Genomic DNA, 26,021 nt, shown 5'->3' with positions numbered 1-26,021 from the left:
TATGGCGCCCCAAAACGCTCACGGACCATCACCAACTCAGACCTTCGCTCCAACATGCACAGCGAGCCCCGAGTTCGGCGCGACAGCGGCCGTGACACTGCCGTCCGCGCCGACCTCGACGGTCGCACCGGTGCACGACCCGTTCACCAGCTCACCGCTCATCACGTCGCAGTAGGTCCCGGCGGGCAGCGAGGTCTGGAAGGTCTGGGAGAGCTCGCCGCCTTCCCGGTTGAACACCGCGAAGCCCTTGTCACCGCGGCCGAAGGCGATCTGCCCGCCGCCGTTGTCCCACCAGTTCGCCAGCTCGGTGCCCTGCACCGCGCCGTGGAACCCGGCCATCCCGGCGATCGCCGGCCGCCGGTGCTCGCACACCCAGGCCGAGTCGTCGCAACTGGCCGCCTGCGTGGTCCCGCCGGCATCGGCGGGCGGTCCGGCGTCGCTGTTGTCGAAGGCGAAGCCGGAGATCAGCTGCGGCGTCCCGTACGGGTAGGCGAGCTCGAAACCGACCGCGAGGTCGTAGGTGACGCCGTCCTTGTAGGTCAGGATCGGCGAGCTGCGCTGCGTGTCGTGGTTGTCGATGAACACCACGGCCTGGTCGCTCGGCAGCGACATCCGCTCCGGCAGGCTCGCCAGCTGCGCCAGCGAACCGTCCCGGAAGGCGTTGGCGACGACGCCGTAGTAGCCGAACTCGGTCACGTCGCCGTTGCCGGTGTACTCCCCCGCCGTCGTCGTCCCGTCCGCGATCACCTCCTGGAAGACGTAGGGCCGCGCGCCGGTGCCGGGAACGTCCTGCAGCGCACCGAAGATCGCGCCGACGTCCTCCGGCGGCATGTGCTTGACGCCGTCCACCCGGAAGCCGGAAACGCCCAGCCCGATCAGGTCGTTGAGGAAGCCGATCTGGGTGTTGCGCACGTGCTCCGACTCGGTCGCCAGGTCCGCCAGACCGACCAGCTCGCAGTTGCGCACCTCCCACTTGTCCTGGTAGTTGCCGATGTCGCGGCGGCAGCCGTGGAAGTCGGCATCGGAGTACAGGCCCGGGTAGTCGTACTTCTCGAAGGTGGAGCCGCCGCTGCCCGGCCCGCTGCCCACCGATCCGGAGCCGCTCATGTGGTTCACCACCGCGTCGACGTAGATCTCCACGCCCGCGGCGTTGCAGGTGCGCACCATCGCGGCGAACTGCTCCCGGTTGCCGCGACGGCTCTCCAGCTGGTAGCTGACCGGCTGGTAGTCCTGGTACCAGGGGTGGCCCTGCTCGCCGAGCACCACGTGCTCCTGCGGCGGGGACACCTGGACGGCGCCGAATCCCCTCGGCCCCAGGAAGTCCGTGCACTCCCGCGCGACGGAGTCCCACGGCCACTGGAACATCTGGACGATCGGTCCGCGCACCGGAGCGGTGGCGGGCACCTCTGCTGCCCCGGTGGGCACCAGCGCGGTGCCGCCGACCGCCGCGGCGAACGCTAGCAACGCCAATCGCATGACAACCTCCTCATCTTCGAGCGGGTTGCCATCGATCACATTTTCTTGCGCGAGTTAAGTCAATACGCCATCAGAACTAGGCTTGAGCTGCTCTGATGTCTGCAAAAATTTGCAAGCTAGGACAACAGCGGCGCCACGTCCGTCGCCGCGGCGGCCCCGTAGGCGTCGGTGAAGCGCCGCAGCGCGCGCCCGTGGTCCAGCGACCACTCCTGCGTCCCGGTCACCTCCAGGACGTGCACCGCGACCAGCGACCCGAGCTGCGCGGCCCGCTCCCACGACAGCCCGCACTGGACCCCGGCGAGGAATCCCGCCCGGAACCCGTCGCCCACCCCGGTCGGGTCGACCCGCCCGCGGTCCGGCACCGCGGGCACCAGCAGCCGGGTGCCATCACCTCCGACCACCTCAGCGCCCGCCGCGCCGAGCGTGGTGACCCGGACGCCGATCCGCTCGCGCACGTCGGACTCGGTCCACCCGGTCTTCTGCAGCAGCAGGCCCCACTCGTACTCGTTGCTGAACAGGTACTCCGCGCCCTCGACCACCCGCCGCACCTGCGCGCCGTCGAGCCGGGCCAGCTGCTGCGACGGATCGCTGGCGAACGGGTAGCCGCGCTGCCTGCACTCGTCGGCGTGCCGCAGCATCGCCAGCGGATCGTTCGGGCCGATCAGCACCAGGTCCGCGCCGACGCGGTCGAGCACCGGCGCCAGCTCCAGGTTGCGGGCCTCGGCCATCGCCCCGGTGTAGAAGGACGCGATCTGGTTGAACTCCTCGTCGGTGGTGCACACGAACCGCGCGGTGTGCGCGACCTCCGAGACGTGCACGCCCGAGCAGTCCACGCCGTGGCGCTCCAGCCAGGAGCGGTAGTCGGCGAAGTCGTCGCCCACCGCGCCGATCAGCACCGGCCGCTGGTGCAGCACGCCCAGCGCGAAGGCGATGTTGGCCGCGGCGCCGCCCCGCCGCACCACGAGGTCGTCGACCAGGAAGCTCAGCGAGACCTGCGCCAGGTTGTCGGCGACGAGCTGGTCGGTGAACCGGCCGGGGAAGTGCATCAGGTGATCGGTGGCGATGCTGCCGGTGACGGCGACGGGCACGGCGACCTCCCGGATGTCGCTGCAGGTGAGCGCACGCGCACCGAGAGTACCGCCGCCGGGGGCACCCGGCCGCCGCGAGCGGCGGCGGACAATGGGGGCATGCGCGAAGTGGAGATCCGGGACGACGTGATCCGGCTCGGCCAGCTGCTGAAGCTGTCCGGGCTGGTCGAGCACGGCGCGGAGGCGAAGGAGGTCCTGGAGGAAGGCCTGGTCCAGGTCAACGGCGCGGTGGAGACCCGCCGCGGCAAGCAGCTCACCGAGGGCGACGAGATCGTCCTCGGCTCCGAGATCATCCGGGTCGTCACCCGCTGAACCGCCGGTGAGCGGCGATGGTCGTCCTTACCGCCATCGCCGCTCACCGAGGTCCTTCGTCTTTGAAGCGGCGCCAGCCGCTCAGCCCACCCTCGCAACCCGCACCGCCACGCAGAACGAGCCTGGAAACAGGTTTCACGCTTCGTGGACGATCCGGCCGTCCACGACCGTGCAGACCACCGGGAGTTCCGGCAGGTCCTGCGGGGCGCAGGTCAGCGGATCTCCGTCGAACACCACCAGATCCGCTCGCATGCCGACCTCGATCCGCCCGGACACCCGCTCCTCTCCCGCGCCGTACGCGGCTTCGGTGGTGTACCCGGCGAGCGCCTGCTGCGCGGTGAGCGCCTGCTCCGGCAGCACCGGCGCCCGGTCCGGCTCGCCGACCGGACGGCGCAGCCGGGCTCCGGCCATGATCTCCCGCGGGTCGTACCCGGCGATCGGCCAGTCGGAACCGAGCGCGACGTGCCCGCCCGCGGCGAGGACGTCCCGGTAGCGCCAGGCCCGGCCGCAGCGCTCCTCGCCGATGCGCGTCGACCAGTTGTCGGTGTGGTCGGGCAGCGTCCAGTCCATGTGCGTCGGCTGCATGGAGGCCACCACGTCCAGCTCGGCGAACCTGGTGACGTCGCCGTCCTGGAGCAGTTCGACGTGCTCGATGCGGTGCCTGCCGCCGGCGACGGGCCCGGCGGCGGCGTAGGTGTCCAGCGCGAAGGACACCGCCTGGTCGCCGATCGCGTGCGTCCAGCACGGCAGTCCCAGGTCCACCGCCCGCTGCACGGCCTCCGCGTAGGCCCGCTCCTCGCGCCACACCGGAACGGTGCCCGCGCCGTGCGAGTCCGGGTGGCACAGCCACGCGCTGCCGCCGTCGATGGTCCCGTCGAGGAAGAACTTGACCGCGCCGGTTCGCCACATCCGGCCGGGCCGGTTGCGCAGGTCCTGGACGATCTCGAGCGTGTCGTCGACCGTTCCCGGCAGGCACCACGGCGCGACCAGCGTCCGGACGGTCAGCTCGCCGCGCTCGTCGAGCATCTCGAACAGCTCGTCGGTGCCCGGCCAGACCGCCAGGTCCAGCATGTGCGCACCGGTGATGCCGACCGCGTTCTGCGCGCGGTGCAGGTCGGCGACACGCCGCGCGAGCTCGTCCAGTTCCAGAGAGGGAACCGCGGCGTCGCCGAGCCGCACCGCCGAGGTCTCGTGCAGCTCGCCGGTGGGCGTGCCGTCCGGGTCGACGACCACCTCCGAGCGGTCGGCGAACTCCACCGGGCCGGTGATCCCGGCCCGCCGCAGTCCGCTGGTGTTCATCAGCGCGGTGTGCGCGTCGATCAGCGTCAACATCGCCGGGTGATCGCCGATGGCGTCGTCGATGTGCTTGCGGTGCAACCAGTCGGGCAGGAAGGCGTTGTACTCCAAGCCGTACCCGATCAGCCACTCGTCCCGGGCCAGGCGGGCGCTCTCCGCGCGCAGCTTCGCCTGGAGCTCGCCGAGGTCCACCACGCCCTTCAGGTCGATGCCGCGCATGTCGGCGACGCCGTGCACCGGGTGCTGGTGGGAATCGACCAGGCCGGGGGTGACGGTCCGCCCCGATCCGTCGATCACCCGGGTCCGCCGTCCGATCTGCTCGGCGGCGTCGTCGCCGACCGCGCAGATGCGACCGTCCCGGACCGCCACCGCGCTCACCGGAGGCCCGTCCGTGGTGATCACCCGCGCGCCGGTGATGACGAGGTCCGCAATGGTCACTGTGCACTCCGATCTGCGAAGGAACTGCTTCCGACGACCCGGTCGCGGGGCTTGGCCGCCACGAAGTAGACGAGTCCGACGAGGATGATCAGCGCGGTGCCCAGCGGCGCGGCCCACACCTGGTACCAAGGGGCGTCCACCGGCGCGAGCAGCGCGCGGGGCCAGGTGATGTTGACGAACTCGAACGCCAGCCACAGCACCGCACCGACGTTCAGCGCGGTGCCCGGCCGACCCAGCTGGACGTGCCCGCCCGGCACCCACGTCCCGCGCAGCCGCGCCACCAGAGCGGCGAAGGCGACCAGCAGGAAGGTCAGGTAGAAGGCGGAGGTGCCGAAGGTGATGACGCTGCCGATGGCGGCGGTGTCCAACGCCAGCAGCAGCCCGGCGCAGGCCACCGCGGTCACCGCGATCGCACCGCCGATCGGCGCCTGGTTCTTCCGGCTCACCGTCCGCAGGAACTTCGACATCGGGAGCACGTCGTCGCGCGCGACCGAGTACAGCGCTCGCGCCGTCGATCCCTGCGCGGCCAGCCCGCACGCCAGGAACGCGATGATGACCACGACGACGAAGGGCTTGGCCGACCAGTCGCCGAAGGACGTCACGACGGCGGTCGTCACCGGATCGGCGTCGGCCCCGGCCACCACGCCTGCCGGGTCGGGGTGGGTGAGCACCACCGCGAAGGCGTTGAGGATCACCAGCAGGCCGACGCTGAGCAGCGCGATCCAGATCGCCCTCGGCACGTGGCGGGTGGCGTTGCGGGTCTCCTCCGAGGTCGACACGCAGGCGTCGAAGCCGATGAACGCCCAGCCCCCGACGGCCACCGCCGCGACGAACGCGGCGAACCCGGAACCGCCGAACAACGCCTCGGTGCCGAAGCTCTCGGTCAGGATCGACCACGGCTGCGACCGGAACACCAGCAGCAGCGCGACGCCGACCAGCACCGAGGCGATGATCTCGGCCACCACGCCCACCGCCAGCGCGCGGCGCAGCACGTCCACCCCGAGCATGTTGATCAGCGAGCACACCACGACGAACGCCGCCGCCGCCACGACCAGCTGGTTCGGCGTCGGGGTGACGCCGACGAGGGTGAAGACCCACGGCGCGGACAGGTAGGCGATCGTGGTGTTGGCCAGCAGGCTGGAGCACAGCGAGATCCAGCCGGTGAACCAGGCGTAGGACGGGCCGACCAGCCGCCGGGTCCACTGGTACGCGCCGCCCGAGATCGGGAACTCCGAGGAGAGCTCGGAGTAGAGCGCCAGCAGCAGGCACTGCCCGAGCAGGCAGACCGGCAGCGCCCACACCCACCGGGGCCCGGCGATCGTCGCGCCGACCAGCACCACCGCGTAGAGCCCCACGACCGGGGAGATGGTCGCGAAGCCCATCGTGACGTTGCCGAGCACGCCCAGTCCGCGCTTCAGCTCGGGCTCGTAGCCGAGTTCGCGCAGCCGCGCCGAATCCTCGTCGGTGTCCGAATCGTTCCTGGTAGCCGGGGTCTTCATGCCTGCGTCCTCCTTTGGACGGGCTCAACCTAACTAAGTTAGGCTGGGACTGTAGGCCGCCGACGGGAGTTAGGGAAGCCCCCGGGAACAATGGGTCGCGTCCACGATCACGGAGGAGGACCGGTGACCCCGACCAGGCGCGGCTCGCTGACGAGGCACGACATCGGGCTGGCCGCGCTCGCGGTCGTCGACGAAGAAGGCGCCGAAGCGCTGACCGTCCGGCGCATCGCGGCCAGGCTCGGCGTGCGAGCACCGTCGCTGTACTCGCACGTCGACGGCAAGGACGACATCCTCGAACTGATCACCGAGATCATCACCGCGGACATGCCCGCCCTGGACCTGCACCCCTCGGACTGGCGGGCCGGCCTGCTGGACTGGGCCCGCACCTACCACGCGGCCTTCGCCGAGCACCCCAACGCGGTGGGGATCATCGCCCGCCGCGCGGTGACCATCACCGAGTCCCGCCAGGCCTACGAGGACGTCATCGCGATGCTCGTCGAGGCGGGCATGGGACCGGCGGCGGCACTGCGCGTGGTGCTCGGCATCGACTACGTGGTCCTCGGCTCGATCCTCGCGCCGTTCTCACCGGCCTTCGACCAACCGCTCGGCGACGACTTCCCGACCCTGCGCACCGCGATCCGCGCCACCGAACCGGCCGAGGTCGACCGCACCGCCTTCCGCGAAGCGGTGCAGGCCTACGTCCGGGGCATCCCGGACCCCGCGCACGACTGAGGCCGGCACCCCGAGGGGTACCGGCCTCGTGCCAGATCGGCTCGCCTGGTCAGTGGAACGAGTCGCCGCAGGCGCACGACCCGCCCGCGTTGGGGTTGTCGATGGTGAAGCCCTGCTTCTCGATGGAGTCGACGAAGTCGATCGTCGCGCCCTGCAGGTACGGCGCGCTCATCCGGTCGACGACGACGCCCAGGCCCTCGAAGTCCCGCCGCGCGTCACCGTCCAGGGTGCGCTCGTCGAAGAACAGCTGGTAGCGCAACCCCGCGCAGCCACCCGGCTGGACGGCGATGCGCAGGTGCATGTCGTCGCGGCCCTCCTGGTCCAGCAGGGCCTTGGCCTTCTGGGCCGCCGCGTCGGTCAACGTGACACCGTGCGCGGGCGCCTCGGTCTCGGTCGTGGTGTTCGGGGCGGTCATGGACTCTCCCTTGAGGTCTCGCTCATCCGATTCCGGCCTGTGGTGCAACCACCTGCCGGACCGGCCTATTCCCGCGGGCGGACCCGGGGACGTGTGCTCCAACGTCCATGGTGGCACAGCCGCACGCGGAGCTGGTGTGATGTGCCGTGGAGCTCACCGGCCGCCCCGCCAGCCGGAACGTGCCCGGTTGCGGCTTTTCCGCCCGGTCTGCTGCAGCGACGGGAGTGGCGTCGAATACCCTGTTGGAGTGAGGTTCCTTCGCCGCAGCAGCACCGAGCAGGCCGCCAGCCCGGAGTCCGAGAACGAGACTGCCCAGCTCGCGGCGGAGCACGCCCCCAACCACACGCCCAAGAAGGGCCGTCCCACCCCGAAGCGCCGGGACGCCGAGGGCAAGCGCCGCGGCCCGGTCCCGCCGCCGCCGAAGACGCAGCGCGAAGCGGTCAAGCGCGCCCGCGGCAACAAGGAGGAGCGGCGCAACGCGGCCAAAGAGCGCCGCGAGCGGATGATGCAGGGCGATGACCGCTACCTGATGCCCCGCGACAAGGGCCCGGTGCGCGCCTACGTCCGCGACCTGGTCGACACCCGCCGCCACCTGATGGGCCTGTTCATGCCGCTGGTGCTGGTGGTCTTCGTCAGCACCCTGTCGCAGAACCTGGTGGTCCAGCAGTACGCGACCCTGTTCTGCATGGCCCTGCTGGTGATGATGATCGTCGAGGGCACCCTGCTGGGCCGCTACATCAACAAGCGGGTCCGCGCGAAGTACCCGGACGCCCAGGACAGGTCGTTCTCCCTGGGCTGGTACGCCTTCACCCGCGCGATGCAGATCCGCAAGCTCCGCGTCCCCCGCCCCCGCTACACCCCCAAGGACGCCGCCAAGATCGGCTGATCGGAGCCGGTGGTGCGCACGTTGGTGCTCGGTGGGGCGCGTTCCGGGAAGTCCGCGCACGCCGAAGGGCTGGTCGACGCCGATGCGGCGGTCACCTACGTGGCCACCGCCCGGCGGGTCGCCGGTGATCGCGAGTGGGACGAGCGGATCGCCGCTCACGTCGCCCGGCGGCCGGGCAGCTGGCAGACCACCGAAGCACCGGACACCGGTTCGCTGTGCCGGGCGCTGGGCGAGGTTCCAGCCGGGGCGTCGGTGCTGGTGGACGACCTCGCCACCTGGTTGACCGGGGTGCTCGACGACGCCGGTGCCTGGGAGCGGGACGCCGGTGCGCTGGAGGTCGTCGCCGCCCGTCGCGCTGAGCTCGTCGATGCCGTCGTGGGCTGCGCCGGGCGGTTGGTCGTCGTCTCCGCCGAGGTCGGCCTGGGCATCGTTCCGGCCACCCGGTCTGGAAGGCTGTTCCGGGACGAGCTCGGAGTGCTCAACGCCCGGTTGGCCGAGGTGTGCGACGAGGTCGTCCTGCTCGTCGCCGGTCTGCCGCTCCGACTGCGCTGAAATCGACACGGAGGTTCGCTTGTCCACCGACCAGAACGAGATCAGCTTCCCGACGGTGCCGGTCCCCGACGAGCAGGCCCAGCGGCAGGCCGTCGCCCGCCACGAGCAGCTGACCAAGCCGGCCGGCTCGCTGGGCCGGCTGGAGGAGCTCGGCGTCTGGGTCGCCGCCCGGCAGGGCCAGTGCCCGCCCCGGCCGTTCTCCCGGCCGCGAGTGGTCGTCTTCGCCGGTGACCACGGCATCGCGGGGCACGGCGTGTCCGCCTACCCCAGCGAGGTGACCGGGCAGATGGTCTCGAACTTCCTGGCCGGCGGTGCGGCGGTGAACGTGCTCGCCACCAACACCGGGGCGACCGTGCGGGTCGTGGACATGGCCGTCAACGCCGACACGCCGCCGGTGGTCAGCGCGCACAAGGTGCGGCGCTCCTCCGGCGCCATCGACCGCGAGGACGCGCTCACCGACGCCGAGGTGCGGGCCGCCATCAACGCCGGGCGGACCATCGCCGACGAGGAGATCGACTCCGGCTCCGACCTGCTCATCGCCGGGGACATGGGGATCGGCAACACCACCCCGGCCGCGGTGCTGATCTCGGTGCTCACCGGCACCGAGCCGGTGGCGGTCGTCGGCCGCGGCACCGGCATCGACGACAACGCCTGGATGCGCAAGACCGCCGCGATCCGCGACGCGCTGCGCCGGGCCCGCAAGGTGCTGGACGACCCGGTGGCGCTGCTGCGCACCTCCTCCGGCGCCGACATCGCCGCGCTGACCGGGTTCCTCGCCCAGGCCGCCGTCCGCCGCACGCCCGTGCTGCTGGACGGGGTCGTGGTGGGCGCGGCGGCGCTGGTCGCCGAGGAGCTCGCGCCGGGAGCGCGGCAGTGGTGGCTGGCCGGGCACCGCTCGGCGGAGCCGGGTGGGCCGCTGGTGCTCGAACACCTCGACCTGACCCCGGTGCTCGACCTGGGGATGCGGCTCGGGGAGGGCTCCGGCGCGCTGACGGCGCTGCCGATCCTGACCGCCGCGACGCGGGTGCTCGGCGAGATGGCGACCTTCGGCGAAGCCGGTGTCGGCGGCCCGACCGAAGCCGAGGCCGCGAAGTCGTGACCCTGGACGGCCTGCGCCTGTCCGTCTCGTGGCTGAGCGTGCTGCCGGTCCCGGCGCGGCGCGTCGACGACGCCACCTGCAAGCAGGCGATCGCGTTCGCTCCCCTTGTCGGCGCGCTGGTGGGCGGGTGCGGCGCCTTCGCGCTGTGGGGGCTGACCGAGCTCGGCGCACCGCCGCTGCTGGCCGGACTGCTGACCGTGGCGGTGCTGGTGCTGGTCACCAGGGGCATGCACGTGGACGGGCTGGCCGATTCGGTGGACGGCCTCGGCTGCTACGGGCCGCCGGAGCGCGCGCTGAGCGTGATGCGCGACGGCGGTGCGGGGCCGTTCGCGGTGGTCGCGCTGATCCTCGTGCTGGGCGTCCAGGCGGTCAGCCTCGCCGAGCTGTCGGCCAACCCGCTGGTGGTGGTCCTGGCCTGCGCGGTCGGCCGCGCGGGCTTCGTCCTGTGCTGCCGCCGCGGCGTGCCACCCGCCCGCCCGGAGGGCATGGGCGCCCTGGTCGCGGGCAGCCAGCCGACCTGGCTGGTGGCGGCCTGGTGGCTGGTGCTCTTCGCGGTGGCGGCCGTCGCAGTCGACTGGCGCACGGCAATCGCGGTAGCAGTGGCCGCCGCGCTGCTGCTGGCCTTCACCCACCACGTCCGCCGCCGCTTCGGCGGAATCACCGGAGACGTCCTCGGAGCAGCCTCCGAACTGGCCACCACGATCGTCCTCATCGGCGCGGCCCTCGCTTGAGCCGCCGAAGCAGGACCGATCGCTACGCCGTCACAACCCGTTCAGCCTGCAAAAGCCCGTGAGTGTTTTGGGGCGCTATGGCACCCCAAAACACTCACGGGCCATGGACTGCACAAACGATCGCCGGGCCGAAGCAGCAGCGGTGAGGCCACACGCCTCGACCCGGAGCCGTGAATCAGCTGAGCTTGGTCATCCAGCCGTGGGTGTCGGCGACCGTGCCGTGCTGGATTCCGGTCAGGCGCTCGCGGAGCTGCATCGTGACCTTGCCCGGCTGGCCGTCCGCGATGGCGAACTCGCCGTCGCGGTGCTTGACGTGCCCGACCGGGGTGATCACCGCCGCGGTGCCGCAGGCGAAAACCTCGGTGAGCTCACCGGTCGTGGCCTTCTTCTCCCACTCCTCCACCGTGAACTTGCGCTCCTCGACCTGCATGCCGAGCTCGCGGCCCAGCTCCAGCAGCGACGAGCGGGTCACGCCGGGCAGCAGGCTGCCGCTGAGCTCCGGGGTCACCAGGCGCGCGTCGGCGCCGGAGCCCAGCACGAAGAACAGGTTCATGCCGCCCATCTCCTCGACCACGTGCCGCTCGCACGCGTCGAGCCAGACGACCTGGTCGCAGCCCTGCTTCACGGCCTCGGCCTGCGCGGCGAAGGACGCGGCGTAGTTGCCCGCGAACTTGGCCGCACCGGTGCCACCGGGGGCGGCGCGCACGTACTCGTGGCTCAGCCACACGGTGACCGGCTTGATGCCGCCGGCGAAGTACGAGCCGGACGGCGAGGCGATCACCGCGTACAGGTAGGCGTTGGCCGGGCTGTTGACGCCCAGGCCGACCTCGGTGGAGATCATGAACGGCCGCAGGTAGAGCGAGCTCTCCGCCGCGCTGGGCACCCAGGCCTCGTCGACCGCGATCAGCTCGCGCAACGACTCGACGAACAGCTCCTCCGGCAGCTCGGCCATCGCGATCCGCTTCGCGGAGTCCTGGAACCGCCGCGCGTTGGCGTCCGGCCGGAACGCCGCGATCGAACCGTCGGGCTGGCGATAGGCCTTGAGGCCCTCGAAGATCGCCTGCGCGTAGTGCAGGACGGAGGTCGCGGGGTCGAGCTCGAGCGAGTGGTAGGGCTCGACGCGGGCGTCGTGCCAGCCGCGGTCGTCGGTCCAGCGGATCGTCACCATGTGATCGGTGAAGTGCCGTCCGAACCCCGGGTTGGCCAGTACCTCTGCGCGGCGCTCGTCGCTGGCCGGTTGCGAGTTGGTGGTCCGGGTGAAAGACAGCGCTTCAGTCATGCGCGTACCGTATCGCGACCTCACGAGCAGTGGAAACCGGTCTTCTAAAGTTGGTCGTCCAATTGTCCGTCGTCCGATCACGGGCCGCTGGGACGATGCCACCGAGCGTTACCCGGAACCTTCCGGAAGCCGACGTTCCGGGCCCTATGATGTGGTCATGAACCAGCAGGCTCCTGTTCCGGTCCCCACCACCCCGTCGCAAGACGCGCTGGCCGCCACCCTGGCGGCGCTGATGCCCCTGGGTGGCGGCCTGCTCGTGGCGCTCGGCTACGCCTGGCTCGACGTGTTCGGCCTGATCCTCGGCCTCGGTGGCGCCATCGGTTGGGCGTTCTGGTGGCGCAACAAGCACAAGACCTTCTTCCCCAAGGACCTGCGCGGCGGCTCGGTCGGCGGGATCGGTGCGCTGGTCGCGCTCATCGTCGTGCTGCTGTTCATCTCGGTGTCCTGACCCCCCGAACACCGGTCAGAGCCGCAGCAGTCCATCCGGTAGGGACGGCAGTGCCCACTTCGGATCCGGCACCGCGTCGCAGTAGGTGCCGTCGAACGGGAACAAGCGCGCCTCGGCGAGCGCGATCATGCGCTCCCCCTCGGCCCGCAGCTGCTTGAGGTGCCAGCGGTCGAATCGGCCGGCCGCCATCGCGGCGGCCAGTTCGTGCTCGTCCTTCCAGGACCACGTTCCGTCCGGGAACACCTCGACGTCCAGCACGCCGTCCACGCGCCGCACCCCGTACTCGTCGCGCCCCAGCGGCACTTCGAGGTTGACGTACCAGTTGCGGAAGGTGCCGTCGGGTTCGAAGAACCACCACACCGACACCCAGCGGTGCTCGTAGACCAGCCGCAGCGTGGACGTGCCGCGCCAGGTGGACCTGGCGGGCACCCGCGGCCCGTTGAAGCGTTCGAACAGCGGCATCTCGCGGTACGAACGGCCGTCCGGCGACGTGGTGGTCCGGATCGGGGTGCCGTCCAGCACCCAGCACAGCAGCTGGTCACCGTCGTCGGTGACCACCCGTGCCGGGTGGACGGTGCCGAGGGAGCCGTCAAGCCGCCAGAAGCTGTAAAGCGCTTCCTCGCCGGGCAGCCAGACCGGCTGTTCGATTGGTTCCAGGGAAAGGTTGCCTGCACTCGCGTTCAGCATGACCCGCCTCATCTCCAGCGACGGGACACACCTCCCGTCACCAAAGGACCGATAAAAACGACAACAAGCGTGGCAAGCATCGCAGAAATCGGCATGCTCATCGCGATTACGACGGATACGCCCATCCCCAGGCACGCCGCGCGCATCGGCCAGCCGCCCGTGTCCACCAGCAGCAACCGCGCTCCGGCGTTGGCGAAGGCGTAGTGCACCAGCAGGCTGCACGCGGCGAAGGCCATCGCCGTCACCGGCTCGACCAGCAGCGCGACCGCGACCGCCGCGACACCGGCGCCGACGTCCAGCAGGTACGGAGTGCCCGCGCTGCTCCGGCGGCCCAGCCCGCGGGGCAGATCCCCTTCCTGCACCAGGGCCAACGCCGTGGACCGGACGGACTCCAACCCGGCCAGCAGCACCGGCAGCAGCGCGACCGCCGCGCCGACGCTGACCAGCGGCGCGAGCTCGGAGGCCGCGGCCGCGGTCAGGACGTCGCGGATCGGCGCCGGTGACAGCGCCAGCCGGGACCAGCCGAGCTGGTGCACCAGCGCCGCCGTCACCACCGCGAGCACCGCTGTCAGCAGGACGAACGAGATCACCACGCCGCGCTTCACCGCGGCCCACGGGACCCGGTCGCGCTCCTCGGCCGGTGCGGTCAGCCGTTCGAAGCCGAGGAAGGCGAAGAACAGCACACCGGCCGCGCCGGTGATGCCCACCGCGCTGTCGGAGGGCGAGGCACCGGTCGGCAGCGGCGCTACGGGGGCGATCGCGAAGCACGTGACGACCACCAGGGCCAGCACGGCGGCGGTCAGCGCGAGCCAGATCCAGGCCGCGGCGCCGCGGATCCGCAGGCCGGTCGTCGCCGAGAGCACCACCAGCAGGATCGCCGCAGCCGCCACCAGCGGCGCCGACGCGGGCAGGAAGAGGTCGCCCAGCACCCGGGCGATCGCGGCCATCGCGGCGATGTGCCCGGCCAGGTACGCGCTGGCGCCGACGCGCGCGGGCAGCACGCCCATGCGCCCGCGAACGCACGCGTAGACCGCTCCCGGACCGCGGTAGGCCGCCGACTGGTAGGCGGTCGCCGTCGCCGAGCAGACCGCGGCCAGCAGCGCGATCAGCAGGCCGAGGGGCATCCACATCCCGGCCGCGGCCGCCGCGGGCGCCGGGCCCACCAGCACACCGACGCCGAGCATCCCGCCGAGCGCCAGCGGAACCGCCCCGGCACCGGATGCGAGCCGACCGCTCGATTCAACCTGTTGGGCCACGAGACCACCCTTGCAGACGAACCCCGATGGTGCAGCCACCTGTCGGTTGACAAGCCGACCGCGCTGTGGACCGGCGTCGGCGCACCACCGTCCTCGTCGGATTCCCGGCCCGGTCCGCACTACCACCGACCGGGCGATCCGGACAAGCCCCGAGGTTTCCGCCAGGCGAAACACGCCTGGAATCAACCCTCTAGAGTGCAAATGGACCCAATGCTGACACGGCAGCTTCAACGGAGGATGACCACGTGACGACCCCGAAACTCTCCCTCACCGACACCGCGGTGACCAAGCTGGCCGTGGACGCGCTCATCGTCGGCACCGTGCAGGACACCGACGGCCTGCGGCTCGCGCCCGGCTCCGAGCAGGTCGCCGCGGCCTACGACGGGGACCTGCGACAGGTGCTGACCTCGCTGGGCGCGACCGGGAAGGCCGACGAAGTCGTCAAGCTGCCCGGCGGCGGCAAGCTGCGCGCCCCGGTCCTGGTCGCGACCGGTCTGGGCAAGTCCGCGACCGACGGGCCGACCGGCGAGCAGGTGCGCCGCGCTTCCGGTGCCGCCGCCCGCGCGCTGACCGGTGTCGAGCGCGCCGCCACGACGCTGTCCGGAGTGGACCTCTCCGCCGCGGTGCAGGGCACCGTGCTCGGCGCCTACGCCTTCACCGGCTACAAGTCGAAGTCCGGCGACGCCCCGGTGTCCGAAGTGGAGTTCGTGGTCGCCGACGCGAAGGCGGACAGCGCCGTGCACGCGCTCAAGGGCGCGACCGCGATCGGCGAGGCGGTCAACACCGCGCGCGACCTGATCAACACCCCGCCCAACGACCTGTTCCCGGCCTCCTTCGCCGAGCGCGCCACCGAGCTGGGCCGCGCCGTCGGCCTGGAGGTCGAGGTGCTCGACGACAACGCGCTGCGCAAGCAGGGCTTCGGCGGCATCCTCGGCGTCGGCGCCGGCTCGTCCCGCCCGCCGCGGCTGGTGCGCCTGCGGCACAAGGGCCCGAAGGCGGCCAAGAAGGTCGCGCTGATCGGCAAGGGCATCACCTTCGACACCGGCGGCATCTCGATCAAGCCCGCGGCGGGCATGGACGAGATGACCTCGGACATGTCCGGGGCGGCCTCGGTGGTGGCCACCATGGTGCTGGCGGCCCGGCTGAACTACCCGCTGGACATCACCGCGACCGTGCCGATGGCCGAGAACATGCCTTCCGGCACCGCCTACCGCCCCGGCGACGTGCTGACCATGTACGGCGGCAAGACCGTCGAGGTGCTCAACACCGACGCCGAGGGCCGGCTGATCCTGGTCGACGCGATCACCCGTGCCTGCGAGGACGAGCCGGACTACCTGATCGAGACCTCCACGCTGACCGGCGCGCAGGTGGTGGCGCTGGGCAAGCGCACCCCGGGCGTGATGGGCAGCGAGCAGTTCCGCGACCGGGTGGCGCGGCTGTCGCAGGCCGCGGGCGAGGGCGCCTGGCCGATGCCGCTGCCGGAGGAGCTGCGCGGCGACCTGGACTCCAAGCTGGCCGACCTGGCCAACATCACCGGCCACCGCTGGGGCGGCATGCTGGCGGCGGGCATCTTCCTGGAGGAGTTCGTCGCCGACGGCGTGGAGTGGGCGCACATCGACATCGCGGGCCCGGCGTACAACACCTCCGGCCCGTGGGGCTACACCCCCAAGGGCGGCACCGGCGTCCCGGTCCGCACCCTGGCCGCGGTCCTCGCCGACATCGCCGACCAGGGCTGACCGCAGGTCGTCCTCGCCGCCGATGCTTCGGCAGCGGGGAACGTTTCAGCAGGTGATGGCCCGTGAGTGTTTCGGGGTGCTATGGCCCCACAAAACGCTCACGGGCCTGACCAGGCAAAACCGGCGCGTTCCGCGCTTCCCCGATCGCCCCACCCGGTGGCGTATTTGTGACGTAGGCCGCAAAGGGATCACCACAGCACCCCGCGGCGGTGCAACGATGTGCCGATGACCGAATCGAAACCGGCCTCGCCGACGACGGCCCGGCACGGGTACCAGGTCGACGTGGTGTGGACCGGCAACACCGGCCAGGGCACCAGCTCCTACCGCAGCTACGAACGCACCCACGAGGTGCGCGCCGACGGCAAGGACGCCATCGACGCCTCCGCGGACCCGGTCTTCCTCGGCGACGCGGACCGCTACAACCCCGAGGAGCTGCTGGTCGCCTCGCTGTCGCAGTGCCACATGCTGTGGTTCCTGCACCTGGCGGCGGACAGCGGAGTGGTGGTCACCGGCTACCACGACCAGGCCCGCGGCATCCTCGCCGAGAACCCGGACGGCACCGGCCAGTTCGAGTCGGTCGAGCTCGCCCCGGTGGTGACGGTGTCCGACCGCGCCAGCATCGACGTGGCCGAAGCGCTGCACGAGCGCGCGCACGAGCTCTGCTACATCGCCAAAGCGGTGAACTTCCCGGTCAACTGCACCCCGACCACCCGCATCGCGAACTGACCCGGAAACCCAGTTCAGCCGTCGGCGGCGCGGCGGTCGCGGTCGCGGAGGATGCGCTGGCGGGCCTGGTAATCGCGCATCCGCTGCGGGTAGCCGACCTTGGCCACCTCGTACAGCGGGATGCCGAGCTTGCGGGTCAGCCGGTGCGCCGCGGCCGGGCCGGCCACCCGGCGGCGGGTCCACTCGCCGTCGTGCGCGATGAGCATCAGCGTCGTCTCGGTCACCGTCGTGCGCGGTTCGAGGTAGCCCTCCACGCCGCGGTGCTGCTCGGTCCAGCTGATCAAGTGCGCGGAATCGGCGGAATCGGCACCGCGCACCTCACCGGCACGCCGCCTGCGGAAGCGGTCGAAGAGGCCCACCGCAACTCGCCTCCATTCAGGTGAAGGAAGAGCAGCCTGCCACCGATGGTGCCATCACCGACATGGGGGACGGGTAAAAAATCACCCACCCTCCACTGTGATCCGCCGCGATGCAGCACAGATCACCCGGCCCACGTCGCGTGAGCCTGTCGTGTGGTGACAAGATGGCTTGCAGGTGCTCGTGACCATCCGGTCCGGTGAAGTGCTGTCAGCGAGTCAACGAAGCCTGTCGAGGAGTGCGAAGTGACCGACACGTCCGCCGATCTAGTCATTCTCGGTGGCGGTTCGGGCGGCTACGCCTGCGCCTTCCGCGCAGCCGAGCTAGGCCTGTCCGTCGTCCTGGTGGAAAAGGACAAGCTCGGTGGGACCTGCCTGCACCGAGGCTGCATCCCGACCAAGGCGCTGCTGCACGCCGCGGAGGTCGCCGATTCCGCCCGCGACGCCGACCAGTTCGGTGTGAAGGCCGCCCTCGAGGGCGTCGACATCGACGGCGTCAACAAGTACAAGGACGGCGTCGTCGCCGGCCTGTACAAGGGCCTGCAGGGCCTGGCCAAGGCCCACAAGGTCACCCTGGTCGAGGGCGCGGGCACGCTGGTCGACGCCAACACCGTCGAGGTGAACGGCACCCGCTACACCGGCAAGAACGTGGTGCTCGCCACCGGTTCCTACTCCAAGACGCTGCCCGGCCTGGAGCTGGGCGGGCGGGTCATCGCCAGCGAGCAGGCGCTGAACCTCGACTTCATCCCGAACAAGGTCGTGGTGCTGGGCGGCGGCGTGATCGGCGTGGAGTTCGCCAGCGTCTGGCGCTCGTTCGGCGCCGAGGTGACCATCGTCGAAGCGCTGCCGCACCTGGTGCCCAACGAGGACGAGTTCATCTCCAAGCGCCTGGAGCGCTCCTTCCGCAAGCGCGGGATCAAGTTCAAGACCGGCGTGCGGTTCACCGGCGCCACCCAGACCGACGCCGGTGTCTCGGTCAGCCTGGAGAACGGCGAGACCTACGACGCGGACCTGCTGCTGGTCGCGGTCGGCCGCGGCCCGAACACCGCAGGCCACGGCTTCGAGGCGGCCGGGGTGAACGTGGAGCGCGGCTTCGTCCGCACCGACGAGCGCCTGCGCACCAACCTGCCCGGCGTCTACGCGGTCGGCGACATCGTGCCCGGCCTGCAGCTGGCGCACCGCGGTTTCCAGCAGGGCGTCTTCATCGCCGAGGACATCGCCGGGCTCAACCCGCAGCCCATCGACGAGGCCGGCATCCCGCGCGTGACCTACTGCCAGCCGGAGGTCGCCTCGGTGGGCCTGACCGAGGCCGCCGCCAAGGAGCAGTACGGCTCGGTGGAGACCTTCACCTACGACCTGGCGGGCAACGGCAAGAGCCAGATCCTCAAGACCCAGGGCGCGGTCAAGCTGGTCCGCGCGACCGACGGCCCCGTCGTCGGCCTGCACCTGGTCGGTGACCGCGTCGGTGAGCTCATCGGCGAGGCGCAGCTGATCTACAACTGGGAAGCTCTGCCGGAGGACGTCGCTCCGCTGGTGCACGCCCACCCCACCCAGACCGAAGCCCTGGGCGAGGCGCACCTCGCCCTGGCCGGCAAGCCGCTGCACGTGCACGGCTGACGTCGGCTCCGCAGTCAGCCAAGCACCCCGCCACACCACGAGGAGTCAGCAAGAGATGGCCTTCTCCGTTCAGATGCCGGCACTCGGCGAGAGCGTCACCGAGGGAACGATCACCCGGTGGCTCAAGCAGGAGGGCGAGACCGTCGAGGTCGACGAACCCCTGCTGGAGGTCTCCACCGACAAGGTCGACACCGAGATCCCGTCCCCCGCCGCCGGCGTGCTGCAGCGCATCGTCGCCCAGGAGGACGACACCGTCGAGATCGGCGCCGAGCTCGCCGTGATCGGTGACGCCGGCTCGGCCCCGGCTCCGGCCGCCCCGGCCCCCGCCGAGCCCGCCGCTCCGGCCGCCGAGCAGCCCGCCCCCGCCGCGCCCGCGCCGGCCCCCGCGGCTCCGGCCGCCCCGGCCGGTGGCGCGCAGGGCACCGACGTGAACATGCCCGCGCTCGGCGAGAGCGTCGCCGAGGGCACCGTGACCCGGTGGCTCAAGCAGGTCGGCGACAGCGTCGAGGTCGACGAGCCGCTGCTGGAGGTCTCCACCGACAAGGTGGACACCGAGATCCCGTCGCCGGTGGCGGGCACCCTGCTGGAAATCGCCGCGAACGAGGACGACACCGTCGAGGTCGGCGCCAAGCTCGCCGTGATCGGCGCGGCCGGCGCGGCTCCCGCCGCTGCCCCGGCTCCGTCGGCTCCCGAGCCCCAGGCCGCCGCTCCCGCGGCTCCGGCTCCGGCCCCGGCCGCTCCCCCGGCTCCCGCCGCTCCGGCTCCCGCCGCCGCTCCGGCTCCCGCCGCCGCTCCGGCTCCGGCTGCTCCCGCTCCGGCTGCCCCGGCTCCCGCCGAGGCTGCGCCTGCCGGTGCCGCGCCCTACGTGACGCCGCTGGTGCGGAAGCTGGCCAACGAGCACAACATCGACCTGTCCGCGATCAAGGGCAGCGGTGTCGGCGGCCGGATCCGCAAGCAGGACGTGCAGGCCGCGATCGACGCCAAGAAGTCCGCCCCGGCGCAGACCGCTGCTCCGGCCGCGGCGCCGGCCGCTTCGCTGGTGGAGCCGTCGGAGGAGGCCCAGGCGCTGCGCGGCACCACGCAGAAGATGTCGCGCCTGCGGCAGCTGCTGGCCCGCCGGATGGTGGAGTCGCTGCAGACCGCTGCGCAGCTGACCACGGTGATCGAGGTCGACGTGACCCGGATCGCCCGGCTGCGGGACCGCGCCAAGGCCAACTTCGAGGCCGCCGAGGGCGTCAAGCTGTCGTTCCTGCCGTTCTTCGCGAAGGCGGCCGCCGAGGCGCTGAAGCTGCACCCGAAGCTGAACGCCTCGATCAACGACGACACCAAGGAAGTGACCTACCACGGTGCCGAGCACCTGTCGGTCGCGGTGGACACCGAGCGCGGCCTGGTCTCGCCGGTGATCCACGACGCCGGGGACCTCAACCTCGGCGGGCTGGCCCGCAAGATCGCCGACCTGGCGGCGCGGACCCGCAACAACAAGATCAAGCCCGACGAGCTGTCCGGTGGCACCTTCACCATCACCAACACCGGTAGCCGCGGCGCGCTGTTCGACACGCCGATCCTGAACCCGCCGCAGGTGGGCATGCTCGGCACCGGCGCGGTCGTCAAGCGCCCGGTCGTGGTCGCCGACGAGAACGGCGGGGACACCATCGCGATCCGCTCGATGGTGTACCTGGCGCTGTCCTACGACCACCGCCTGGTGGACGGTGCGGACGCCGCCCGCTTCCTGTCCACGCTGAAGCAGCGGCTGGAAGAAGGCGCCTTCGAGGCCGACCTCGGTCTCTGAGCCGACCAGCTGCGAACGGCCGTCCACCATTCCAGTGGGCGGCCGTTCGCCGTTGCACCGGCGGAGATCGCCGAAGCGCTCGCTTCGGGCCTGCGGGTGCGGGACGATTCCGGGCATGCGCGTGGTTGTGGCCGGCTCGTCCGGCTTGATCGGCACGTCCCTGGTCGCCTCGTTGCGGGCGGCCGAGCACGAGGTGGTCCGGCTGGTCCGGCGTCTGCCCGCCGCTCCGGACGAGCGGGGCTGGGATCCCGAGTCCGGCCGGCTCGACGCCGATGCGCTGGAGGGCGCGGACGCGGTGGTGAACCTGTGCGGCGCGGGCATCGGCGACAAGCGGTGGACACCGGAGCGCAAGCGGCTGCTGGTGCATTCCCGGGTCCGCGCCACGGAGGTGCTCGCCGCAGCGGTGGCCGAAGCCGGGGTGCCGGTGCTCGCCAGCGGTTCGGCGGTGGGCTACTACGGCGACACCGGGCCGAAGCCGGTGACCGAGTCGGCTTCGCCGGGCGATGACTTCCTCGCCGAGCTCTGCCAGCGCTGGGAGGCGGCGACCGAGCCCGCGGCGGAGGCCGGTGTCCGCGTGGTGCTGCTGCGCACCGGCCTGGTCCTCGCCCCGTCCGGCGGGCTGCTGGGCCAGCTGCGCCCGCTGTTCTCGCTGCTGCTGGGCGGCAGGCTGGGCGACGGCGGGCAGTACATGCCGTGGATCTCGCTGGACGACGAGGTCGCCGCGATCCGGTTCGTACTGGAGCACCCGGAGATCTCCGGTCCGGTCAACCTCACCGGCCCCGGCCCGGTGACCAACGCGCAGTTCACCAAGGCGCTGGCGGAGGCGCTGGGGCGTCCCGCGCCGTGGATCGTGCCGGGCTTCGCGCTGCGCGTCGTGCTCGGCGAGCTGGCCGACCAGGCGCTGGTCGGCCAGCGAGCGGTGCCGACCGTCCTGGAGTCGCACGGCTTCACCTTCCAGCACCCGTCGATCAGCTCGGCGCTGGCGGCCGCCGTCGGGTGAGCGACGTCGAGGTCACCCCCTCTGCCGCTCCGTTTCCGCTGGTTACGACCCGTGAGTGCTTTGTGGTGCTATGACACCCCAAAACGCTCACGGGACCTGACCTGCGGAAACGGAGCCGCAGAAGCCTTCGGCCGGGCTCGGCGGACGCAGGCGTAGCCTGGCGCGCGTGAGTCGTGCGAATTCTTCGTGCCGCGCTTCCACGGACCCCGTGGAAGTGCGCCACCTGGGAACCATCGATTACCTCTCCGCCTGGGACCTGCAGCGCGAGCTGGCGTCCGGCCGGGCCGAGGGGCGGAACCCGGACACCATGCTGCTGCTGGAGCACCCGTCGGTCTACACCGCGGGCAAGCGCACCTCGCCGGAGGACCGTCCCACCGACGGCACCCCGGTCATCGACGTCGATCGCGGCGGCAAGATCACCTGGCACGGGCCGGGGCAGATCGTCGGCTACCCGATCCTGCAGCTGGCCGACCCGATCGACGTGGTCGACTACGTGCGGCGGATCGAGGAGGGCCTGATCTGGGTCTGCGACCAGTTCGGGTTGCAGGCGGGCCGGGTCGAGGGCCGCAGCGGCGTCTGGCTGCCCGCGGCCGACGGCAGGCCGGAGCGCAAGATCGCGGCGATCGGGATCCGCGTGCAGCGCGGCATCACGATGCACGGCCTGGAGCTGAACTGCAACGCCGATCTGAGCGAGTTCGACCGGATCGTGCCGTGCGGGATCGCCGATGCGGGCACCACCTCGCTGACCGCCGAGCTCGGCAGGGACGTGTCGACCGAGGAGGCGTTCCCGCTGGTCCGGCGGGGTGTGCTGGAGGCGCTGGACGGCCTGCTGCCGGTCACCGAGCGGGACATCCCGCGTCCGGAGGCGGCCGGTGTGACGCTGTCGCTGGACCCGAGCTTGCGCTGAGAACCTGACAACAGCACTCCACTTCTCTAGAATTCCGTAATTACGGACTACTGGAGGAGTGGAGCATGCTGCTGTCCCGCCGTCACCTGCTCGTCACCGCCGCGGCGGTGACGCCGCTGCTGCTCGCGCCGAGCGCGCTGGCCCAGCCCGCGCCGGCCCCGCCGGACCTGTCGACGCCGGAGGGCTGGCTGGCCTGGATCAGCGCGCACCGCGACCGGCTCGGCCTCGTCCTCGACGACGGCCGCGGGAACCACCTGATGCACCGCCCGCACGCCGCGCAGCCGCTGGCCTCGGCGGTCAAAGCCGTCCACCTCGCCGCCTACGCGACCGCCGTCGCCGAAGGCCGACTGGACCCCGCGGAGCAGGTCCGCGTCGGCGACTGGGAGCGCTTCTACGTGCCGACCGACGGCTTCGCGCACGTCAACGCCCTCCAGCACCTGGGCATCCCCACCGATTCGACCGGCCTGCGCGCGGCCGATCCCGAGCACCGGGTGGCGCTGGACGACATGGCCTCGGCGATGATCACCTTCAGCGACAGCGCGGCCCCGGACTTCATCCGCGACCGCCTCGGCGAACCGGCGCTGCGCAAGGCGGCGGCAGCGGGCGGCTGGCACCGCCCCGACATCCGCTCGATGTGCGCGGAATACCTGTTCCTGCTCCCGGAGTTCGCTCCGCCCGCCCAGCTGCCGACACCGGCCCGCCGAGCCTGGGGATACCGGCTGGAACGCCGCTTCAGCACCGACGCCACCTTGCGCGATCAGGTCGTGGACCGGCTCCTCCAGAACGGCCTGCCGCCGTACGAGCACCAGCTCTCCTGGGCCGACCGGACGATGTCGTCGACCGCGGCGGAGCTCGCCGCGCTGCACCGCGCCATCGCCACCGACCCCGGCGAGGCCGCGGCAGTGGCGCGCACGCACCTGGAACGCCCGCTCAGCGGTCACCTGCCGCCGGGTGTGATCGGGATCGGCATGAAGGGCGGCAGCTTGCCCGGCGTCCTGACCTGCGGGCTCACCGTTCGCCGCGCGGACGGCACCACGGCGTCCGGCGCGCTGCTCGCGCACGGCGACATCTCGCCGGGGCAGCTCGGCAGCGGCGATCCCGGCCTCCCGCTGCTGCTGGCGATGCAGCAGCCGGAATGGCGGGACCGGCTTGCGCAGGCGCTGGGGGCCTGAGGGAAGCTCATCGGCGTGGACTCGGAGGACTTGCAGCAGCGGCTGGAGGCGCTCGAACAACGCGTCGCGGCGCTGGAGGGCGCGCAACGCGCCGAACCGGTCGAACCCAGCGGCTCGCTCGTGCAGTACCAGGGCAGCCTCGTCGAACCGGCCGCCCTGGAGTGGCGCATCCAGGCCGACCCGGCCTGGATCCTCACCATGCCCGACGGCCCGCGCACCGATGTGCTCGCCGCGCTGGGCCACCCGGCCCGGGCGGCGATCGTGCGGCTGCTCGCGAGCTCCGGCGCCCAGCACACCGCGGCGCTGCAGGAAGCGGCGGGCCTGAGCTCCACCGGCCAGCTCTACCACCACCTCAAGAGCCTGACCGGCTGCGGGCTCGTGGAGCAGGACAAGCGCGGCACCTACCGGCTCCGCGCCGAGGCGACGGTCCCCGCCCTGATCCTGCTCACCGCTGCCTCCGACATCGCAGGCCAGCTCCGCAGCTGATGAACGGCCTGCCGCAGATCCGGCAGGCCGTTCGTCGTGCGCTCAGAGCTGCGGTGCGACCTCGCTCGCGACCAGGTCCAGGTGGTCCAGGTCGGAGAGGTCCAGCACCTGCAGGTACAGCCGGGTGATGCCGGTGCGCTCGCGCCAGGCACCGATCTTGTCGACGGCCTCGGCCGGGATTCCGGCCAGCCCGTTGAGGCGCAGCTCCTCGACCTCGCGGCCGATGGCCCCGGCGCGGCGGGCGATCTCCGGCTCGTCCTTGCCCACGCACAGCACCAGCGCCGCCGAGCGCACGATCTCGCCCGCGTCGCGGCCGATCGCCTCGCACGCCGCGTCGACCCGCCCGAACTGCGCGGCGGCGGTGTCGACGTCGGTGAACGGCAGGTTGAACTCGTCGGCGAAGCGGGCGGCGAGCTCCGGCGTGCGCTTCTTGCCCAGCCCGCCGATCAGCACCGGCGGCCGCGGCTGCTGCACCGGCTTGGGCAGCGCGGGCGATTCGGCCAGCTGGTAGTGCGCGCCGTCGAACCGGAAGTGCTCGCCGGGCGGGGTGGCCCACAGCCCGGTGATGATCTCCAGCTGCTCGGCGTAGCGGTCGAAGCGCTCCTTCAGCGAGGGGAACGGGATGCCGTAGGCGGTGTGCTCCTCCTCGTACCAGCCGCTGCCGAGGCCGAGCTCGACGCGCCCGCCGGACATCTGGTCGACCTGCGCCACGGCGATCGCCAGCGGGCCGGGCAGCCGGAAGGTGCCCGCGGTCATCAGCGTGCCCAGCCGCAGGCTGCTGGTCTCGCGTGCCAGCCCGGCCAGCGTCATCCAGGCGTCGGTCGGGCCGGGTTCCCCGGTCACCGGCCCCATCTTCAGGTAGTGGTCGGAGCGGAAGAACGCGTCGTAGCCGGTGGCCTCCGCGTGCTTGGCGACCCGCAGCAGGTCGTCGTAGGTCGCGCCCTGCTGGGGTTCGGTGAAGATCCGCAACTTGAAGTTCTCGGTCACGGGTCCCGAGGCTAGCGGGGCGCTCGCACGACCGCCGCGCCCCTCGGAGCCGGACCGTCAGAGCAGTGATCTGGCTTCGGCGATCATCTCCACCTGGCGGTGGTAGTCGTGGGCGTCGATCCCGAATCCGAGTTCGGCCACCCCGGCTTCGGCGTACTCGGCGAGACGCTCCGCGACCTGGCGGGGACCTCCGGTGATGACGACGTCGACGAGCTGTTCCGGCGTCATCCCGAAGAACCCGCCGAGGTCGCGGAGCATGGCGTCGCGCTCGGACCGGGAAGCGGCTCCGGTGTCCAGCACGCCGTGTACGCCGAGGCAGATGCGTGGGACCGGTCGGTCGAATTCGGCCGCCAGCTCCCGCAGCCGGCTGGCGGAGGCAACCACGTCCCGCGGGCTGAGCGCGGACGGAAGCCAGCAGTCCCCGTGAGCCGCGACGCGGCGCAACACAGGTTCCGAGGTGCCACCACCGATCATCAGGGGCGGCACCGGCACTGCCGGGGCCAGCACGAGCTCCGGCGTTCCTTCGACGTCGGGCACGGTGGTGGGTTCGCCCGCGATCAGGCCGGGCAGCACTTGGAGCGCGGTGTCGAGCTGCCGCCCGCGGTGCGTCGCCCGGGCACCGACCGCCTGCCAGAACGGCGAACCCCGGAAGCCACCGATGCCGAGTCCGAGCCGCACCCGGTTGCCCGACAGGTACTGCAACGTCTGGACCTGCGCCGCGATCATGGCGACGGGGCGCGTCGGGAGGGCGAGCACCCCGAAGTCCAGGCTCACCCGTCCGGTGACGGCGGCTGCCGTGGCCAGGACCGTGACGCTCTCCAGCGCGAGAGTGCCATCGCCGATCAGCACGTCGGCGGCGCTCACCGAATCGAGCCCGACGGCCTCCACCTGGCGCGCCGCATCGGCGATCGCGGACGGACCGAGCTTCCGGATCTCCTCCATGGTCGGCAAGCAGACGCCGATCGCGATGGTGCTCATCTCGTTCTCCTCCTGGTCACCGTTGGGCGACCAGGATCGAACTTCGAGCTAAGCCGAGGTCAATCCCTGCCTG

The 26,021-nt window shown here is 71.7% G+C and carries 26 protein-coding genes; 15 read left to right on the top strand and 11 right to left on the bottom strand.

Going from position 1 to position 26,021, the window contains the following annotated elements; all coding sequences use genetic code 11:
* Nucleotides 1–36 precede the first annotated feature (36 nt).
* Nucleotides 37–1,476 (bottom strand): alpha-amylase, encoded by a 1,440-nt coding sequence (locus tag OU416_RS34560; RefSeq protein WP_270931281.1) that lies wholly within the window; start codon nt 1,474–1,476, stop codon nt 37–39.
* Between the two features lie 116 nt (nt 1,477–1,592).
* Nucleotides 1,593–2,522: a carbohydrate kinase family protein gene (locus OU416_RS34555; protein WP_270931345.1), complete on the bottom strand. Its 930-nt coding sequence runs from the start codon at nt 2,520–2,522 to the stop codon at nt 1,593–1,595.
* Between the two features lie 141 nt (nt 2,523–2,663).
* On the opposite strand from OU416_RS34555, the gene OU416_RS34550 reads away from it, so the two are divergent.
* Nucleotides 2,664–2,876, top strand: coding sequence for an RNA-binding S4 domain-containing protein (locus OU416_RS34550; RefSeq protein WP_093159025.1), 213 nt, complete (start codon nt 2,664–2,666; stop codon nt 2,874–2,876).
* A gap of 135 nt (nt 2,877–3,011) precedes the next feature.
* Here the strand turns inward: OU416_RS34550 and OU416_RS34545 are convergent, their stop codons facing one another.
* Both OU416_RS34545 and OU416_RS34540 read right to left on the bottom strand, forming a co-directional pair.
* Nucleotides 3,012–4,610, bottom strand: a complete 1,599-nt coding sequence (locus OU416_RS34545; RefSeq protein ID WP_270931280.1) for an amidohydrolase — start codon at nt 4,608–4,610, stop codon at nt 3,012–3,014.
* Nucleotides 4,607–6,109: an APC family permease gene (locus tag OU416_RS34540; protein ID WP_270931279.1), complete on the bottom strand. Its 1,503-nt coding sequence runs from the start codon at nt 6,107–6,109 to the stop codon at nt 4,607–4,609. The genes OU416_RS34545 and OU416_RS34540 overlap by 4 nt, the downstream gene beginning before the upstream one ends.
* A 123-nt stretch (nt 6,110–6,232) precedes the next feature.
* Between OU416_RS34540 and OU416_RS34535 the strand changes: the two genes are divergently transcribed.
* Nucleotides 6,233–6,841, top strand: a complete 609-nt coding sequence (locus tag OU416_RS34535; protein WP_270931278.1) for a TetR/AcrR family transcriptional regulator — start codon at nt 6,233–6,235, stop codon at nt 6,839–6,841.
* Between the two features lie 49 nt (nt 6,842–6,890).
* Here OU416_RS34535 and OU416_RS34530 read toward each other — a convergent pair whose 3' ends face one another.
* Entirely contained in the window at nt 6,891–7,256 is a 366-nt protein-coding gene (locus OU416_RS34530; protein ID WP_093158940.1) for a HesB/IscA family protein, read from the bottom strand.
* Nucleotides 7,257–7,503: 247 nt separating this feature from the next.
* Here OU416_RS34530 and OU416_RS34525 point away from each other — a divergent pair, with 247 nt between their 5' ends.
* The 4 genes from OU416_RS34525 to cobS are packed head-to-tail and all read left to right on the top strand — an operon-like array spanning nt 7,504 to nt 10,524.
* Nucleotides 7,504–8,142, top strand: a complete 639-nt coding sequence (locus OU416_RS34525) for a DUF3043 domain-containing protein (protein WP_270931277.1) — start codon at nt 7,504–7,506, stop codon at nt 8,140–8,142.
* Nucleotides 8,143–8,151: 9 nt separating this feature from the next.
* A complete protein-coding gene (gene cobU / locus OU416_RS34520; RefSeq protein ID WP_270931276.1) occupies nt 8,152–8,694 on the top strand; it encodes a bifunctional adenosylcobinamide kinase/adenosylcobinamide-phosphate guanylyltransferase in 543 nt (180 codons plus the stop codon).
* Between the two features lie 19 nt (nt 8,695–8,713).
* On the top strand, nt 8,714–9,793 hold the full coding sequence (cobT, locus tag OU416_RS34515) for a nicotinate-nucleotide--dimethylbenzimidazole phosphoribosyltransferase (protein ID WP_270931275.1): 1,080 nt from the start codon (nt 8,714–8,716) through the stop codon (nt 9,791–9,793).
* A 2-nt stretch (nt 9,794–9,795) separates the two neighbouring features.
* The gene (gene cobS / locus OU416_RS34510) at nt 9,796–10,524 is read left to right on the top strand and encodes an adenosylcobinamide-GDP ribazoletransferase (RefSeq protein ID WP_270931344.1); all 729 of its coding nucleotides are present in this window, start codon (nt 9,796–9,798) and stop codon (nt 10,522–10,524) included.
* A gap of 175 nt (nt 10,525–10,699) precedes the next feature.
* On the opposite strand, the gene OU416_RS34505 is transcribed toward cobS, so the two are convergent.
* Nucleotides 10,700–11,803, bottom strand: a complete 1,104-nt coding sequence (locus tag OU416_RS34505) for a branched-chain amino acid aminotransferase (protein WP_270931274.1) — start codon at nt 11,801–11,803, stop codon at nt 10,700–10,702.
* Between the two features lie 157 nt (nt 11,804–11,960).
* On the opposite strand from OU416_RS34505, the gene OU416_RS34500 reads away from it, so the two are divergent.
* A complete protein-coding gene (locus tag OU416_RS34500; RefSeq protein WP_270931273.1) occupies nt 11,961–12,251 on the top strand; it encodes a hypothetical protein in 291 nt (96 codons plus the stop codon).
* 15 nt (nt 12,252–12,266) lie between these two features.
* On the opposite strand, the gene OU416_RS34495 is transcribed toward OU416_RS34500, so the two are convergent.
* Complete coding sequence (locus OU416_RS34495; RefSeq protein ID WP_270931272.1) at nt 12,267–12,938, bottom strand: DUF402 domain-containing protein; 672 nt, start codon at nt 12,936–12,938, stop codon at nt 12,267–12,269.
* Between the two features lie 8 nt (nt 12,939–12,946).
* Nucleotides 12,947–14,194, bottom strand: coding sequence for an APC family permease (locus tag OU416_RS34490; protein ID WP_270931271.1), 1,248 nt, complete (start codon nt 14,192–14,194; stop codon nt 12,947–12,949).
* A gap of 245 nt (nt 14,195–14,439) precedes the next feature.
* On the opposite strand from OU416_RS34490, the gene OU416_RS34485 reads away from it, so the two are divergent.
* Both OU416_RS34485 and OU416_RS34480 read left to right on the top strand, forming a co-directional pair.
* On the top strand, nt 14,440–15,930 hold the full coding sequence (locus tag OU416_RS34485; protein WP_270931270.1) for a leucyl aminopeptidase: 1,491 nt from the start codon (nt 14,440–14,442) through the stop codon (nt 15,928–15,930).
* A 225-nt stretch (nt 15,931–16,155) separates the two neighbouring features.
* Nucleotides 16,156–16,656 carry an OsmC family protein gene (locus tag OU416_RS34480; protein ID WP_270931269.1) on the top strand — a complete coding sequence of 167 codons (501 nt, stop codon included), beginning with the start codon at nt 16,156–16,158 and terminating at the stop codon, nt 16,654–16,656.
* A 14-nt stretch (nt 16,657–16,670) separates the two neighbouring features.
* Here OU416_RS34480 and OU416_RS34475 read toward each other — a convergent pair whose 3' ends face one another.
* On the bottom strand, nt 16,671–17,015 hold the full coding sequence (locus tag OU416_RS34475) for an oxidoreductase (RefSeq protein ID WP_270931268.1): 345 nt from the start codon (nt 17,013–17,015) through the stop codon (nt 16,671–16,673).
* 243 nt (nt 17,016–17,258) lie between these two features.
* Between OU416_RS34475 and lpdA the strand changes: the two genes are divergently transcribed.
* The 6 genes from lpdA (at nt 17,259) to OU416_RS34445 (ending at nt 23,983) form a co-directional block, all read left to right on the top strand.
* Nucleotides 17,259–18,629, top strand: coding sequence for a dihydrolipoyl dehydrogenase (lpdA, locus tag OU416_RS34470; protein WP_270931267.1), 1,371 nt, complete (start codon nt 17,259–17,261; stop codon nt 18,627–18,629).
* A gap of 55 nt (nt 18,630–18,684) precedes the next feature.
* Nucleotides 18,685–20,418 carry a 2-oxoglutarate dehydrogenase, E2 component, dihydrolipoamide succinyltransferase gene (sucB, locus tag OU416_RS34465; RefSeq protein WP_270931266.1) on the top strand — a complete coding sequence of 578 codons (1,734 nt, stop codon included), beginning with the start codon at nt 18,685–18,687 and terminating at the stop codon, nt 20,416–20,418.
* A gap of 115 nt (nt 20,419–20,533) precedes the next feature.
* The gene (locus OU416_RS34460; RefSeq protein WP_270931265.1) at nt 20,534–21,418 is read left to right on the top strand and encodes a TIGR01777 family oxidoreductase; all 885 of its coding nucleotides are present in this window, start codon (nt 20,534–20,536) and stop codon (nt 21,416–21,418) included.
* Nucleotides 21,419–21,584: 166 nt separating this feature from the next.
* Nucleotides 21,585–22,325 carry a lipoyl(octanoyl) transferase LipB gene (gene lipB, locus OU416_RS34455; RefSeq protein WP_270931264.1) on the top strand — a complete coding sequence of 247 codons (741 nt, stop codon included), beginning with the start codon at nt 21,585–21,587 and terminating at the stop codon, nt 22,323–22,325.
* Between the two features lie 65 nt (nt 22,326–22,390).
* Nucleotides 22,391–23,497, top strand: a complete 1,107-nt coding sequence (locus tag OU416_RS34450) for a serine hydrolase (RefSeq protein ID WP_270931263.1) — start codon at nt 22,391–22,393, stop codon at nt 23,495–23,497.
* A 15-nt stretch (nt 23,498–23,512) separates the two neighbouring features.
* Entirely contained in the window at nt 23,513–23,983 is a 471-nt protein-coding gene (locus OU416_RS34445) for an ArsR/SmtB family transcription factor (RefSeq protein WP_270931262.1), read from the top strand.
* A gap of 42 nt (nt 23,984–24,025) precedes the next feature.
* On the opposite strand, the gene OU416_RS34440 is transcribed toward OU416_RS34445, so the two are convergent.
* The gene (locus tag OU416_RS34440) at nt 24,026–24,970 is read right to left on the bottom strand and encodes an LLM class F420-dependent oxidoreductase (protein WP_270931261.1); all 945 of its coding nucleotides are present in this window, start codon (nt 24,968–24,970) and stop codon (nt 24,026–24,028) included.
* Nucleotides 24,971–25,027: 57 nt separating this feature from the next.
* Nucleotides 25,028–25,948 (bottom strand): LLM class flavin-dependent oxidoreductase, encoded by a 921-nt coding sequence (locus OU416_RS34435; protein ID WP_270931260.1) that lies wholly within the window; start codon nt 25,946–25,948, stop codon nt 25,028–25,030.
* Nucleotides 25,949–26,021: the final 73 nt, after the last annotated feature.

It is taken from the genome of Saccharopolyspora indica (assembly GCF_027853965.1).
GTDB classification, from domain to species: domain Bacteria; phylum Actinomycetota; class Actinomycetes; order Mycobacteriales; family Pseudonocardiaceae; genus Saccharopolyspora; species Saccharopolyspora indica.
Note: the sequence above shows the minus strand (reverse complement) of the source record. Positions and strands in the feature narration are given on the sequence as shown.

Bases quoted from the DNA above. Each gene is read 5' to 3' on its own strand.
- OU416_RS34560 (WP_270931281.1), bottom strand. From the start codon at position 1,476: ATGCGATTGGCGTTGCTAGCGTTCGCCGCGGCGGTCGGCGGCACCGCG.
- OU416_RS34555 (WP_270931345.1), bottom strand. From the start codon at position 2,522: ATGCACTTCCCCGGCCGGTTCACCGACCAGCTCGTCGCCGACAACCTG.
- OU416_RS34550 (WP_093159025.1), top strand. From the start codon at position 2,664: ATGCGCGAAGTGGAGATCCGGGACGACGTGATCCGGCTCGGCCAGCTG.
- OU416_RS34540 (WP_270931279.1), bottom strand. From the start codon at position 6,109: ATGAAGACCCCGGCTACCAGGAACGATTCGGACACCGACGAGGATTCG.
- OU416_RS34530 (WP_093158940.1), bottom strand. From the start codon at position 7,256: ATGACCGCCCCGAACACCACGACCGAGACCGAGGCGCCCGCGCACGGT.
- OU416_RS34505 (WP_270931274.1), bottom strand. From the start codon at position 11,803: ATGACTGAAGCGCTGTCTTTCACCCGGACCACCAACTCGCAACCGGCC.
- OU416_RS34500 (WP_270931273.1), top strand. From the start codon at position 11,961: ATGAACCAGCAGGCTCCTGTTCCGGTCCCCACCACCCCGTCGCAAGAC.
- OU416_RS34495 (WP_270931272.1), bottom strand. From the start codon at position 12,938: ATGCTGAACGCGAGTGCAGGCAACCTTTCCCTGGAACCAATCGAACAG.
- OU416_RS34480 (WP_270931269.1), top strand. From the start codon at position 16,156: ATGACCGAATCGAAACCGGCCTCGCCGACGACGGCCCGGCACGGGTAC.
- sucB (WP_270931266.1), top strand. From the start codon at position 18,685: ATGGCCTTCTCCGTTCAGATGCCGGCACTCGGCGAGAGCGTCACCGAG.
- OU416_RS34460 (WP_270931265.1), top strand. From the start codon at position 20,534: ATGCGCGTGGTTGTGGCCGGCTCGTCCGGCTTGATCGGCACGTCCCTG.
- OU416_RS34450 (WP_270931263.1), top strand. From the start codon at position 22,391: ATGCTGCTGTCCCGCCGTCACCTGCTCGTCACCGCCGCGGCGGTGACG.
- OU416_RS34435 (WP_270931260.1), bottom strand. From the start codon at position 25,948: ATGAGCACCATCGCGATCGGCGTCTGCTTGCCGACCATGGAGGAGATC.